This is a genomic window from Pseudomonas helvetica (assembly GCF_039908645.1).
GTDB classification, from domain to species: domain Bacteria; phylum Pseudomonadota; class Gammaproteobacteria; order Pseudomonadales; family Pseudomonadaceae; genus Aquipseudomonas; species Aquipseudomonas helvetica.
The window spans coordinates 4,651,866-4,666,114 of record NZ_CP150917.1; the positions used below are offsets into that span (position 1 = coordinate 4,651,866).

At 60.1% G+C, this 14,249-nt stretch carries 11 protein-coding genes and 1 pseudogene; 5 read left to right on the forward strand and 7 right to left on the reverse strand.

Going from position 1 to position 14,249, the window contains the following annotated elements:
- Positions 1-254: 254 nt before the first annotated feature.
- The 4 genes from purM (at position 255) to AABM55_RS21680 (ending at position 3,153) form a co-directional block, all read left to right on the forward strand.
- Positions 255-1,313 carry a phosphoribosylformylglycinamidine cyclo-ligase gene (purM, locus tag AABM55_RS21665; protein ID WP_145020505.1) on the forward strand — a complete coding sequence of 353 codons (1,059 nt, stop codon included), beginning with the start codon at positions 255-257 and terminating at the stop codon, positions 1,311-1,313.
- A gap of 11 nt (positions 1,314-1,324) precedes the next feature.
- A complete protein-coding gene (gene purN / locus AABM55_RS21670) occupies positions 1,325-1,975 on the forward strand; it encodes a phosphoribosylglycinamide formyltransferase (RefSeq protein ID WP_103319498.1) in 651 nt (216 codons plus the stop codon).
- 8 nt (positions 1,976-1,983) lie between these two features.
- A complete protein-coding gene (locus AABM55_RS21675; RefSeq protein WP_054593564.1) occupies positions 1,984-2,697 on the forward strand; it encodes a DUF3108 domain-containing protein in 714 nt (237 codons plus the stop codon).
- 267 nt (positions 2,698-2,964) lie between these two features.
- Positions 2,965-3,153, forward strand: coding sequence for a hypothetical protein (locus AABM55_RS21680; protein ID WP_054593565.1), 189 nt, complete (start codon positions 2,965-2,967; stop codon positions 3,151-3,153).
- 256 nt (positions 3,154-3,409) lie between these two features.
- On the opposite strand, the gene AABM55_RS21685 is transcribed toward AABM55_RS21680, so the two are convergent.
- From AABM55_RS21685 to AABM55_RS21715, 7 genes and pseudogenes are all read right to left on the reverse strand, one after another.
- Entirely contained in the window at positions 3,410-3,952 is a 543-nt protein-coding gene (locus AABM55_RS21685) for a DUF2058 domain-containing protein (RefSeq protein ID WP_054593566.1), read from the reverse strand.
- Between the two features lie 25 nt (positions 3,953-3,977).
- A complete protein-coding gene (gene mazG / locus AABM55_RS21690) occupies positions 3,978-4,811 on the reverse strand; it encodes a nucleoside triphosphate pyrophosphohydrolase (protein WP_347927743.1) in 834 nt (277 codons plus the stop codon).
- A gap of 149 nt (positions 4,812-4,960) precedes the next feature.
- Positions 4,961-7,204, reverse strand: a complete 2,244-nt coding sequence (relA, locus tag AABM55_RS21695) for a GTP diphosphokinase (protein ID WP_054593568.1) — start codon at positions 7,202-7,204, stop codon at positions 4,961-4,963.
- A gap of 122 nt (positions 7,205-7,326) precedes the next feature.
- Positions 7,327-8,679: a 23S rRNA (uracil(1939)-C(5))-methyltransferase RlmD gene (gene rlmD / locus AABM55_RS21700; protein WP_347927744.1), complete on the reverse strand. Its 1,353-nt coding sequence runs from the start codon at positions 8,677-8,679 to the stop codon at positions 7,327-7,329.
- Positions 8,679-9,581: a cysteine synthase CysM gene (gene cysM, locus AABM55_RS21705; RefSeq protein WP_054593570.1), complete on the reverse strand. Its 903-nt coding sequence runs from the start codon at positions 9,579-9,581 to the stop codon at positions 8,679-8,681. The genes rlmD and cysM overlap by 1 nt, the downstream gene beginning before the upstream one ends.
- Before the next feature lie 210 nt (positions 9,582-9,791).
- Positions 9,792-10,433 (reverse strand): annotated as a pseudogene (locus tag AABM55_RS21710) (sensor histidine kinase); the annotation flags it as partial.
- Positions 10,434-10,500: 67 nt separating this feature from the next.
- Positions 10,501-11,223: a response regulator transcription factor gene (locus tag AABM55_RS21715; protein WP_347927745.1), complete on the reverse strand. Its 723-nt coding sequence runs from the start codon at positions 11,221-11,223 to the stop codon at positions 10,501-10,503.
- Positions 11,224-11,440: 217 nt separating this feature from the next.
- On the opposite strand from AABM55_RS21715, the gene AABM55_RS21720 reads away from it, so the two are divergent.
- Positions 11,441-14,191, forward strand: coding sequence for a response regulator (locus AABM55_RS21720; RefSeq protein WP_347927746.1), 2,751 nt, complete (start codon positions 11,441-11,443; stop codon positions 14,189-14,191).
- Positions 14,192-14,249 lie beyond the last annotated feature (58 nt).

The window sequence follows — 14,249 nt, forward strand, 5'->3', positions numbered from 1 at the left end:
GTTAACGGCTATACCTTATACAGCCACGAGCGAGGTCACCAGCACGGGCATTTTCGGTTTTTTTAACACGATATGCCTCTGCCCGTCGGCCCGAGGATGGCCGCTGCCCCTCAAGCCTGATAAAATCGCGCGCCTTCGTAGACCGGCAACGGCTGGGTACTCTGAAATACTTGCGCGGCAATCGTGCCAGACGTATTTCAGCGCACTCGCCGAACTCGGTCGTTACCCCTGAATCCCCCCTAAAGGCCTGGATCATGAGCAAGCAACCCTCCCTGAGCTACAAGGACGCCGGTGTAGACATCGACGCCGGTGAAGCATTGGTCGAACGCATCAAGAGCGTCGCCAAGCGCACTGCGCGCCCGGAAGTCATGGGCGGCCTGGGCGGTTTCGGCGCCCTCTGCGAAATCCCGGCTGGCTACAAGCAGCCCGTGCTGGTATCCGGCACCGACGGCGTCGGCACCAAGCTGCGCCTGGCTCTGAACCTGAACAAGCACGACAGCATCGGCATCGACCTGGTTGCCATGTGCGTCAACGACCTGGTGGTCTGCGGTGCCGAACCGCTGTTCTTCCTCGACTACTACGCCACCGGCAAACTGAACGTCGACACCGCCGCTCAAGTCGTCACCGGCATCGGTGCTGGCTGCGAACTGTCCGGCTGCTCGCTAGTGGGCGGTGAAACCGCTGAAATGCCTGGCATGTACGAAGGCGAAGACTACGACCTGGCCGGCTTCTGCGTGGGCGTGGTCGAGAAGTCGGAAATCATCGACGGTTCGAAAGTTGCCGCTGGCGATGCCCTGCTCGCCCTGCCGTCTTCCGGCCCGCACTCCAACGGCTACTCGCTGATCCGCAAGATCATCGAAGTGTCGGGTGCAGACATCGAAAACATCCAGCTCGACGGCAAGCCGCTGACCGACCTGCTGATGGCGCCAACCCGTATCTACGTCAAGCCGCTGCTCAAGCTGATCAAAGACACCGGCGCAGTCAAGGCCATGGCCCACATCACCGGTGGCGGCCTGCTCGACAACATCCCGCGCGTCCTGCCAAAAGGCGCTCAGGCGGTGGTTGACGTAGCGAGCTGGACCCGTCCGGCCGTGTTCGACTGGCTGCAAGAGAAAGGCAACGTCGACGAAACCGAAATGCACCGTGTGCTGAACTGCGGCGTCGGCATGGTGATCTGCGTTGCCCAGGAGCACGTTGAAACCGCCCTGAACGTACTGCGTGAAGCCGGCGAGCAGCCTTGGGTCATCGGTCAGATCGCTACCGCTGCCGAAGGCGCGGCTCAGGTTGAACTGAAGAACCTCAAGGCGCATTGATGCAAGAGCAGATGTCCGCCACCTGTGATGTTGTGGTGCTGTTGTCCGGCACCGGCAGTAACTTGCAGGCCTTGATCGACGACGCGCAGAACGCGGACAACCCTGTGCGCATTCGCGCCGTGATCTCGAACCGCGCTGATGCCTACGGCCTTCAGCGCGCCAGGGATGCGGGTATCGACACCCGCACCCTGGATCACAAGGCTTTCGAAGGTCGCGAGGCCTTCGATGCCGCCTTGATCGAATTGATCGACGCCTTCCAACCCAAGCTTGTGGTACTGGCCGGATTCATGCGTATTCTCAGCGCTGATTTCGTCCGTCACTATCAGGGTCGCCTGCTCAATATCCATCCTTCGCTGCTACCCAAATACAAAGGGTTACACACTCATCAGCGAGCGCTGGAAGCCGGCGACACCGAACATGGCTGCAGCGTGCACTTCGTCACCGAGGAACTCGATGGCGGACCACTGGTCGTACAGGCAGTAATACCGGTAGAGTTGCACGATTCGCCGCAAAGTCTGGCGCAACGGGTTCACGCCCGCGAACACCAGATTTACCCGATGGCCGTACGCTGGTTTGCCGAGGGCCGACTGAGCCTTGGCGAACAAGGTGCTTTACTGGATGGTCAGTTACTCGCGGCCAGCGGTCACTTGATTCGAAACTAGGAGATTTTATGCGTCGCGCCCTGCTCTTCGCTTGTGCTCTGCTCGCCCTGCCCCTTGCGCAGGCGGCAGACCTTCAACCGTTCTCCGCCAGCTACACCGCCGACTGGAAGCAGCTCCCGATGAGCGGTTCGGCCGAACGCAGCCTGTCGAAAAATGATAACGGCTCCTGGACCTTGAATTTCAAGGCCTCCATGCTGGTCGCCAGCCTGACCGAAGAAAGCACCCTGAAGCTGGACAAGGACGCCTTGCTGCCCCAGTCATATCGCTTCGAACGCGGCGGCCTGGGTAAAGCCAAGAAGGTCAATCTGGACTTCGACTGGACCACCAAGATGGTCACCGGCACTGATCGCGGCGATCCGGTCAAGGTACCGCTCAACACCGGCATGCTGGACAAGTCCACCTACCAACTGGCGCTGCAGCGCGATGTAGCCGCCGGCAAAAAAAGCATGAGCTACCAAGTGGTCGAAGGTGAAGACACCGACACCTACGACTTCCGCGTGATTGGCCAGGAAAAAGTCCAGACCAAAGCGGGCTCGGTCGATGCGATCAAGGTCGAACGTGTTCGCGACCCGACACAGAACAAACGCATCACCGAAATGTGGTTCGCCAAGGACTGGGGCTACATCCTGGTAGCCCTGCGCCAGGTCGAGACCGACGGCAAGGAGTACAACATCATGCTCCTCGACGGTACGGTTGACGGCAAGGCTGTCAAAGGCAGCTAAGCAAGCAGCTCGAAATGAAGAAGCCTCGCGATTGCGAGGCTTTTTTTCGCCTGTCGTTTTGTGTCCAAGCCCTTGGAAACATGAAACTTCTGTCATGAAACCCAACGCCCTGCGACCGAATGTCACGGCCTGCAAGGGCTGCGGGATTTTTTCAATTTCTGCAAAAGATCGTTACCGATCGCAGGCATTTACTTAGCAAGCTAACAAAACATATAACAAAGGCCTGCACACGCCTTGCTGCAGAACAATTGAGATTGGAGCCAGCAGATGACTGTAAAAGTAACTGAACGCGACGATTCACATAAATCCCACGAAGGCGTAGCCGCCGGCATCCGGATCTGGGACGTCTATCAACAAGACATGCTGGTGGGGATGTTCCACTCCGAGAGCGATGCCCACAGCTACAAGGCCGAACTGGAAAATCTGGAACAGCAACGAGACGCCCGTTCCGTGTAATGACCGCATTGAAAACAACAAACCCCGCCAATGAGCGTAATGCTGTTCACTTAAGCCGATGTTTCAGGCACAACCGCAGTTGTGGCGAGGGAGCTTGCTCCCGCTGGGGCGCGAAGCGGCCCTGAATTGGGCCTGCTACGCAGTCCAGCGGGAGCAAGCTCCCTCGCCACAGATACTTCTCAGGCCTCCAGACTTCCTTAAGTGAACAGCATTACGCCAATGAGCGGGGTTTGTCGTTGTTGCAACCTTTAAAGGCTTACCACATCAGATCGTCAGGGATCTGATAGGCCGCGTACGGATCGTCTTCGGCGCTGACTTCTTCTGTCTTCACATTCAGTTGCACGATACGTTGTGGATCGCGCTCCTGGATCTTCAGGGCCGCTTCACGCGGGATCACTTCGTAACCGCCGGCGTGATGCACGATCGCCAGGGAACCGCTGCTGAGCTTGTTGCGCATCAGGGTGTTGACGCAGATGCGCTTGACCTTCTTGTCGTCCACGAAGTTGTAGTAGTCCTCAGTGGTCAACTTCGGCAGGCGCGAGACTTCGATCAATTGCTTGACCTGTGCGGCACGGGCCTTCTGCTCGGCCTTTTCCTGCTGCTGGCGATTGAGTTCCTGGTCGCGCTTGACCTTCTCGGCCATGGCCTCCTGGGCCGCGCGCTGCTGGGAATCATCGAGTTCGATCTGACCTTTGTGGGCCAGACGTTGCTGCTTCTGTTTTTCTTTGCCGACCTGTTTGGCCTGCTTTTGGTTGACCAGCCCTGCTTTGAGCAACTGGTCGCGAAGGGAAAGGCTCATGGTGCTTACTCACTTAGGCAACAGCTCAGCCGCAGCTGGGCAAATTCTTTTCCTGACGTTTGGCTTCGCCCCACAAGGCGTCCAACTCTTCGAGGGTGCAATCTTCTATGGGACGGAGGGTGTCGCGCAATGCCTGTTCGATAAATCGGAAGCGTCTTTCAAACTTGCTGTTGGCGCCGCGCAATGCACTTTCGGGATCGACCTTGAGGTGACGCGCCAGGTTGACCACTGAAAACAGCAGATCGCCGACTTCGTCACTGATCGCTGTCGCGTCGTTATCCGCCATGGCTTCAAGCACTTCATCAAGCTCTTCGCGGACCTTATCGAGCACCGGCAATGCATCCGGCCAGTCGAAACCCACCTGCCCCGCGCGCTTCTGCAGCTTGGCCGAACGGGACAACGCCGGCAGCGCTGCCGGCACATCATCGAGCAAGGACAATTGTTCAGGGGCCAGGGACTTCTCGGCCCGCTCCTCGGCCTTGATCTCCTCCCAGCGCTGCTTGACCTGCTCCTCACTGAGGCGCGGGATATCCAGCGGTGCGTACAGATCACCTGTCGGGAATACATGGGGATGACGACGAATCAGTTTGCGGGTGATGCTGTCGACCACACCGTCGAACTCGAAACGCCCTTCTTCCCGCGCCAGTTGGCTGTAATACACCACCTGGAACAGCAGATCGCCCAGCTCACCCTGTAAATGATCGAAGTCGCCACGCTCGATGGCATCAGCCACCTCGTAGGCCTCTTCCAGGGTATGCGGGACGATGGTCTGGTACGTTTGCTTGATATCCCACGGACAGCCGAACTGCGGATCCCGCAGGCGGTTCATCAGGTGTAGCAAGTCTTGAAGTGAATACATCTATCAATCTCTTCACACTGTAGGAGCAAAGCTAGCTCGTGATGGCGGCACGCATGACACACCGCTATCGCGAGCACGCTCAGCTCCTGCAAGGTCGGCGCCGTGCCAGGCAAATCGCTTTCGCGAGCCCGCCCCCACATTGATCACCGTCACGGGGTGCGGTTGCGCCGGGTTTCGATGATGTTCGGCAATTGGGAAATACGCCCCAACAACCGCCCCAATGCGTCCAGCCCCGGAATCTCGATGGTCAGGGACATCAACGCGGTGTTGTCCTCTTTGTTCGAGCGAGTGTTGACCGCCAGCACGTTGATCCGCTCGTTGAGCAGCACTTGCGACACGTCACGCAGCAGACCGGAACGGTCGTAGGCACGAATGATGATGTCCACCGGATAGGTCAACACCGGCACCGGGCCCCAGCTGACCTGGATGATCCGCTCAGGCTCGCGCCCGGCCAGCTGCAGCACCGAGGCGCAGTCCTGGCGGTGAATGCTGACGCCACGACCCTGAGTGATGTAGCCGACGATCGCATCACCCGGCAACGGCTGGCAGCAGCCGGCCATTTGGGTCATCAGGTTGCCGACGCCCTGGATCTGGATGTCGCCGCGCTTGCCCGGCTTGTAGCCAGTGGCTTTGCGCGGAATCAGTTCCAGCTGTTCGTTGCCGCGTTCCGGCTCGACCAGTTGCTGCGCCAGGTTGACCAGTTGCGCCAGGCGCAAATCGCCGGCACCTAACGCTGCAAACATGTCCTCGGCGGTTTTCATGTTGGCCTTGTCGGCCAGCTTTTCGAAATCCACCTGCGGCAGACCGAGGCGATTGAGTTCGCGCTCGAACAGGGTTTTACCGGCCGCGACGTTCTGGTCACGCGCCTGCAACTTGAACCAGTGAACGATTTTTGCCCGCGCTCGCGAGGTGGTGATGTAACCCAGGTTCGGGTTCAGCCAGTCGCGGCTCGGCGTGCCGTGCTTGCTGGTGATGATCTCGACCTGCTCACCGGTCTGCAGGCTGTAGTTGAGCGGAACAATCCGCCCGTTGATCTTCGCGCCCCGGCAGTTATGACCGATTTCGGTGTGTACGCGGTAGGCGAAGTCCAGCGGTGTGGCGCCTTTTGGCAAGTCGATCGCGTGACCGTCGGGGGTAAAGATGTACACCCGATCCGGCTCGATATCGACCCGTAGCTGTTCCGCCAGACCACCGATATCGCCCAGCTCTTCGTGCCACTCGAGCACCTGACGCAGCCAGGAGATTTTCTCTTCGTAGTGATTGGAGCCGGATTTGACGTCGGTGCCCTTGTAGCGCCAGTGCGCGCAAACGCCCAGCTCGGCCTCTTCGTGCATCGCGTGGGTGCGGATCTGTACTTCCAGCACCTTGCCTTCAGGGCCGATGACCGCAGTGTGCAGCGAGCGGTAGCCGTTCTCTTTCGGGTTGGCGATGTAGTCGTCGAACTCTTTCGGGATGTGCCGCCACAAGGTGTGGACGATGCCCAGCGCGGTGTAGCAGTCGCGCATTTCCGGCACCAGCACGCGCACCGCACGCACGTCGTAGATCTGGCTGAATTCCAGACCCTTGCGCTGCATTTTGCGCCAGATCGAATAGATGTGTTTGGCCCGGCCGCTGATGTCGGCATCGACGCCGGTAGCCTGCAATTCGGCCTGCAACTGGTTCATCACATCACTGATGAACCGCTCGCGATCAAGGCGTCGCTCATGCAACAACTTGGCGATCTGCTTGTACTGGTCAGGCTCCAGGTAACGGAAGGACAAGTCCTCCAGCTCCCATTTGATATGACCGATGCCAAGACGGTGAGCCAGCGGCGCATAGATGTCGAAGACTTCCCGGGCGACCCGGTTGCGCTTTTCGTCATCGGCGGTTTTCACCGCACGGATCGCGCAGGTGCGCTCGGCCAGTTTGATCAGCGCGACGCGGACGTCGTCGACCATGGCCACGAGCATCTTGCGCAGGTTTTCCACCTGGCCCTGAGAGCCCAGCACCAACGATTGGCGCGGGCTCAGGCTAGCGCTGATCGCTGCCATGCGCTGCACGCCATCGATCAGTTTGGCGACCACCGGACCAAAGCGCTGGCTGACGGCCGGCAGCTGGATATGGCCTTCGCGTACGCCACGGTAAAGAATTGCCGCGACCAGCGAATCCTGATCGAGCTTGAGGTCGGCGAGGATCTCTGCGATCTCAAGGCCCGTACGAAAACTCGACGTGCCTTCGGCCCAGAGATTCTTCGCCGCTTTGTCTTGCTGTTCGGCCTGACGAGCGAACTCGCAGGCTTCTTTCAAGGCTTCGCGATCCAGTGCCGGATCGACACTGACCGCATGATCGAGCCAAGCCTCGAGATTGATACTGCCGTCGGTATTGATCGGCTGGTGTGCTCTCACCTGTACCATCTTGCTTACCTTCCCTACGACGCAGATTCAATGCGTCAAATCGCTGACCTTCGTTGCTCATGCGCCCTTGCCGGGCTGAATGGCTGATGCATGAGCGGTCTGGTCGGACCAGACGAGCCATCCTAGCTCGCTTCAAATAACGCCATGGCCTCGACATGTGCCGTCTGAGGAAACATATCGAGGATCCCGGCACGTTTTAACCGGTAGCCCTGCTTGATCAGTTCGACCGTGTCGCGGGCCAAAGTTGCCGGGTTGCACGACACATAAACCAAGCGCTTGGCACCCAGTGATGCGAGTGTGCGCACCACCTCGAAAGCACCGTCGCGCGGTGGGTCCAAGAGTACCGCAGAAAAGCCCTCGCTGGCCCATTTGGCATCAGCCAAAGGCTGGGATAAATCGGCCTGAAAAAACTTCGCGTTATGCAGATTGTTGCTAGCGGCATTCGCAGCGGCGCGCTCGACCATGGCCTGCACACCTTCCACCGCTACCACTTCACGGACTTTCTGCGCCAGCGGCAAGGCAAAGTTACCCAAGCCACAGAACAGATCGAGCACGCGTTCGTCAGCGGCAGGCTTCAGCCATTCCAGCGCCTGGGCGACCATCGCTTCATTGACCCCGGCATTCACCTGAATGAAGTCACCCGGGCGATACGCCAGTTCAAGATCCCATTGCTCAAGTCGGTAACCCAACGCCTGATCGGCATCGACCGGTTGCGGCTCTCCTTCTCCATGCAGCCACAATTGGGCGTCATGGAATGCGCAGAATTCCTTGAGAATGCTCAGGTCGTTTTCAGACAGTGGCGCCATGTGCCGCAACAACAAGGCCAGGGATGAACCGGCGAACAACTCCACATGACCCAACGCTTGAGGCTTGCTCAAACGCCTGAGCATTTCCGGCAAGCCACTCATGATCGGCTGCAAGGGCTGTACCAGCACCGGGCAATCGTTGATACCGACGATGTCCTGGCTGCCGGCGGCACGAAAACCGACTTCGAGTTTTTTCGTCTTCACGTCCCAACGCACCGCCACCCGGGCGCGACGTCGGTAGGCGAACTCAGGACCGCTCAAGGGCTCCGCCCACTGCTCGGGTTCGACACCCGCTACCCGCGACAACTGCTCGGCGAGCATGCGCTGTTTCAGGGCGAGTTGTTCGCTGTGGGGCAGATGCTGCACGCTGCAACCACCGCAGCGCCCGGCATGGGCGCACGGTGCCGGACGACGCAATTGATTGGCGACGAAAACGCGCTCGGTGCGTGCCTCGACAACTTTGCCGTGGGCACCCAGGACGCGCGCCTCGACTTCTTCACCAGCCAAAGCACCGATGACGAACCAGGTACGACCTTCGAAAAACGCGATACCGCGACCGTCATTGGCCAGACGCTCGATGCTCAAGCGCTGCTTTTTGCCGGTCGGGACTTGCGGGGCCTTGCTGCCGCCAGTGGGTTGGAAGCGCAGGCCTCTCTCTTGCTTGGCCATCAGTTGGGTGCGTCGAAAATGCCGGTCGACAAGTAACGGTCGCCACGGTCACAAATGATCGCGACCATCACCGCATTTTCGACTTCTTTGGACAGGCGCAGCATCGCGGCTACAGCACCACCCGAGGACACGCCACAGAAGATCCCTTCTTCGCGCGCCAGACGACGGGTCACGTCTTCGGCTTCGCTTTGGGCCATGTCGACGATCCGGTCAACCCGATCGGCTTGATAGATCTTCGGCAGGTATTCCTGCGGCCAGCGACGGATACCCGGAATCGCCGAGCCTTCCATCGGTTGCAGGCCGACGATCTGCACCGCCGGATTCTGTTCTTTCAGGTAACGCGAGACACCCATGATGGTGCCCGTGGTGCCCATGGAACTGATGAAATGAGTAATGGTGCCCTGGGTCTGGCGCCAGATTTCCGGGCCGGTACCGGTGTAATGCGCCTCGGGGTTGTCGCCGTTGGCGAACTGGTCGAGCACCTTGCCGCGACCCTCAGCCTGCATCCGCTCGGCGAGGTCGCGAGCACCTTCCATGCCCTCTTCCTGGCTGACCAGAATCAGCTCCGCGCCATAAGCGGTCATCGCAGCCTTGCGTTCAGCGCTGGAGTTGTCGGGCATGATCAGGATCATCTTGTAACCCTTGATCGCCGCGGCCATGGCCAGGGCAATCCCGGTGTTGCCGGAGGTCGCCTCGATCAGCGTATCGCCAGCATGGATCTGCCCACGCAACTCGGCACGGGTAATCATCGACAGCGCCGGACGGTCCTTGACCGAACCCGCCGGGTTATTACCCTCGAGCTTGAGCAGCAGGGTGTTGCTGGTGGCGCCGGGCAGGCGCTGCAAACGAACCAGCGGAGTGTTGCCGACGCAATCGGCGATGGTTGGGTACTGCAAGGTCATGGCGTATTCGCAATCCAGACTGCGGGGGCGACCATCATACCGGCAAACGTGCGCAGGCCATATCACGCAAAGTGTGGTGCTTATGGCTAATGGGAATAAGCGCTGGTATTGACTCAGATCGTTCCCACGCTCTGCGTGGGAATGCAGCCCGTGGCGCTCTGCGCTACATGCGCCCAGATGCGGGATGCAGAGCGTCCCTAGAGGCATTCCTTAATGAGCCAACAACCGCATATTCAGCCGCAACCCCTGCCCCGTGTTCTCCGCCCACAAGCGCCCGCCCTGACGCTGCACCGCGTTGCGCGCGATGCTTAGGCCCAAGCCAAAGCCGCCATTGCCGGGGCGTGAGCCGTCGAGTCGGGTGAACGGGTCGAACATACGCTCCAGATCGTCTTCGGCGACACCGCCGCCCTGATCTTCGAGCCACAGCAGCCAGTAATCGCCGTCGCGCTGCCCATCGAGGCGCACGCTGCCACCGACCGGAGAATGGCGGATGGCGTTGCGCAGGATGTTTTCCAGTGCCTGGGCCAAGGTATTCAGATGGCCGCGAACCCAGCATGAAGCCTCCACCGCGCAGTGCAATCGCTCGGCAGCCCAGTCGCTTTCATAGCAGGCGTTTTCCGTGAGCATTTCCCAAAGTGCCTGAATCTGGATCGCCTCGTCCGGTAATGGCGAGTGCTCCGCGTCGAGCCAGGCCAGTTGCAGAGTGTCTTCTACCAACCGTTGCATGCCATCGACTTCGCGACCGATGCGCTCGCGCAGTTGCAGCAGATCCTCTTCGCTTTCGCTGGCCACGCGCAGACGGCTCAATGGTGTGCGCAGTTCATGAGACAAGTCGCGCAGCAGTTGTTGCTGCCGGGCCCTGGACATTTGATCGCAAGCCCGGGCCTGTTGATCCTGGTTGCTCAAAGGCACCGCCCGCTCAGACCACTTCATCAACGGCACTCATTACATAACCCTTGCCCCAGACCGTGCGCACTTCGCGTTCGCCGTAGCCGATGGCCTTGAGTTTTCGGCGAATCTGGCTGATGTGCATGTCCAGGCTGCGGTCGTGGGGCGCGTAGCCGCGCTGCAACACCTGCTGATAAAGGAAGGCCTTGCCGAGCACTTCATCGCCATTGCGGTTCAGGGTTTCCAGCAGCCGGTATTCGCTGCGAGTCAGTCCGGCCCACTGCTCAGCATAATGAACATCACACTGTTCATCATCGAAACGCAGGTTGTGAACGTCGCCGTTGAACGCTGGCGACGTATGTCGCCGGTCCAGGGCCACCCGCCGCAGGATAGCTTCGATGCGTACCCGCAACTCGGCCATGCTGAAAGGCTTGGGCAGGTAGTCATCGGCCCCCAGACGAAAACCGCTGATGCGATCCGCTTCGGCGCCCAGTGCCGACATCAGCAGCACCGGGGTGGAATCGCGGGTCCGCAGGTCGGTCAATACCGCCAGGCCATCCATGCCTGGCAGCACAATATCCATCAGCACGATATCGAAGGTCTGCTTACGAGCAATCGCCAACCCGTCCTCGCCGTTCTGGCACCAGGTCACCTGAAAACCACAGCGCCCCAGATGTTCATGAACATGTGCCCCCACTACAAGGTCGTCTTCAATCGCCAGGACACGCGGGGGGACAACGGATACGGGAGTCATTAGCTTCTGCAAGTCATTCTCAATCACTGATTATTCTAGATTGCCCGGCAGTGAGCAACCCGTGACTCTCGTCGCGGCTCCCGGTAACGTTCAAACCGTCACAAAGCTCTGGATAATTTGCCGGGATTGCCTGCCAGCAAATCGCTACACTGCGCGGGTAGCGCGTGCCGGATGCACGCACGGTCATCTATAAACAGCGTGATAGCAGGAGAGTGACGTGCTGAAGAAACTGGGGATCAAAGGTCGCGTATTGTTGTTGACCTTGTTGCCGACCAGCCTGATGGCCTTGGTTCTGGGTGGCTACTTCACCTGGATGCAACAGTCCGACCTGCAAACCCAACTTCTGCAACGCGGCGAAATGATCGCCGAACAGCTGGCACCTCTGGTCGCCCCGGCCATGGGCCACAAGAATGACGACTTGCTGGAACGCATCGCGACCCAGTCGCTGGAGCAACCGGACGTGCGCGCCGTGTCGTTCCTGGCGCCGGACCGTACGCAACTGGCGCACGCCGGGCCGCTGATGCTCAACCAGCCGCCCACCGGCGAAAGCGCGCATATGCTGCAACGCACCGGCAACGACGCCACCCGTTACCTGCTGCCGGTGTTTGGCAGGCATCGCAACCTGGCCGGTGAGCTGATCCCCGATGAATCCGATCGCTTGCTGGGCTGGGTCGAGCTGGAACTCTCCCACAACGGCATGTTGCTGCGCGGTTACCGCAGCCTGTTCGCCAGCGTGCTGTTGATCGCCGCCGGCCTGGTCGGTACCGCGCTGCTGGCATTGCGTATGGGTCGCACCATCAATACACCGCTGAACCTGATCAAGCAGGCCGTGGCACAACTCAAGGAGGGTCATCTCGAAACCCGCCTGCCCCCGCTTGGCAGCCAGGAGCTGGATGAACTGGCCTCGGGTATCAACCGCATGGCCAGTACCCTGCAAAACGCCCGGGAAGAACTGCAGCACAGCATCGATCAGGCCACCGAAGACGTCCGGCAGAACCTCGAAACCATCGAGATCCAGAACATCGAGCTGGATCTGGCGCGCAAGGAAGCCCTGGAAGCGAGCCGGATCAAGTCCGAGTTCCTCGCCAACATGAGCCACGAGATTCGTACGCCGCTCAACGGCATCCTCGGTTTCACCCACTTGCTGCAAAAAAGCGAACTGACGCCGCGTCAGCTCGACTACCTGGGCACGATCGAAAAGTCCGCCGACAGCCTGCTGGGAATCATCAACGAGATTCTCGACTTCTCGAAAATCGAGGCCGGCAAACTGGTACTCGACAGCATTCCGTTCAACCTGCGCGATCTGCTCCAGGACACCCTGACCATCCTCGCCCCGGCCGCCCACGCCAAACAGCTCGAACTGGTCAGCCTGGTGTACCGCGACACCCCGCTGTCGCTGGTCGGTGACCCGCTGCGGCTCAAGCAGATCCTTACCAACCTTGTGAGTAACGCGATCAAGTTCACCCGCGAAGGCACCATCGTCGCCCGCGCCATGCTTGAAGAAGAACACGAAGACAGCGTGCAACTGCGCATCAGCATTCAGGACACTGGCATCGGCCTGTCGAATCAGGACGTACGCGCGTTGTTTCAGGCCTTCAGCCAGGCCGACAATTCATTGTCGCGGCAACCGGGCGGTACCGGTCTGGGGCTGGTGATTTCCAAGCGTCTGATCGAGCAGATGGGCGGCGAGATTGGGGTCGACAGCACGCCGGGCGAAGGCTCGGAATTCTGGGTCAGCCTGAGCCTGCCAAAAACCCGCGACGATGCCGAAGACCTGCCAGGACCACCGTTGCTCGGACGCCGCGTTGCAGTGCTGGAAAACCACGAACTGGCACGCCAGGCCTTGCAGCATCAGCTGGAAGACTGTGGCCTTGAAGTGACCCCGTTCAACACCCTCGAAAGCCTGACCAATGGCGTCACCGGCGCGCACCAGACCGAGCAGGCGATTGACCTTGCCGTGCTCGGCATCACCTCCAACGACATGCCGCCGGAGCGGCTGAATCAGCATATCTGGGACCTCGAGCACCTGGGTTGCAAAGTGCTGGTGCTGTGCCCGACCACCGAACAGACGCTGTTCCATCTCTCGGTGCCCAACCCTCACAGCCAATTGCAGGCCAAACCGGCCTGCACCCGCAAGTTGCGACGTGCGCTGTCGGATCTGGTCAACCCGCGTCAGTTACGCAATGAACCGGGCGAACCAATTTCCAGCCGCGCGCCCAAAGTACTCTGCGTTGACGATAACCCGGCCAACCTGCTGCTGGTACAGACGCTGCTCGAAGACATGGGTGCCAAGGTACTGGCAGTCGAAAGCGGTTACGCAGCGGTCAAGGCCGTGCAGACCGAAGCCTTCGATCTGGTGCTGATGGACGTGCAGATGCCGGGTATGGATGGACGCCAAAGCACCGAGGCGATTCGCCAATGGGAAAGCGAACGGCATTGCACGCCACTGCCGATTGTCGCCCTCACCGCACACGCGATGGCCAACGAAAAACGCGCCTTGCTGCAAAGCGGCATGGACGATTACCTGACCAAACCGATCAGCGAACGCCAACTGGCGCAGGTGGTGTTGAAGTGGACCGGGCTGGCCCTGCGTAACCACGGTCCGGAGCGGGCCGACGTTTATGGCAACAACAGCGACCTGCTGGTACTCGATCCCGATGAAGGCCTGCGCCTGGCGGCCGGCAAAGCCGATCTGGCGGCCGACATGCTGGCGATGTTGCTGGCCTCACTGGAAGCCGATCGCGAGGCGATTCGCGTCGCTCGTGAAAGCAATGACCAGAATGCCCTGATCGAACGGGTCCACCGCCTGCACGGGGCGACACGCTATTGCGGCGTTCCGCAGTTGCGTGCGGCCTGTCAGCGCAGTGAAACCCTGCTCAAGCAACAAGACCCCAAAGCGGTCGTGGCGCTGGAAGAGCTTGAGCGGGCGATCAACCGCCTGGCCTCGCAAGCGCGTATCGGCGCTTGACCCAGCGCAATGGCGCGGCGGGTGTTGAGGGGTAAACTCAGCGCACTCGAGCACAAGG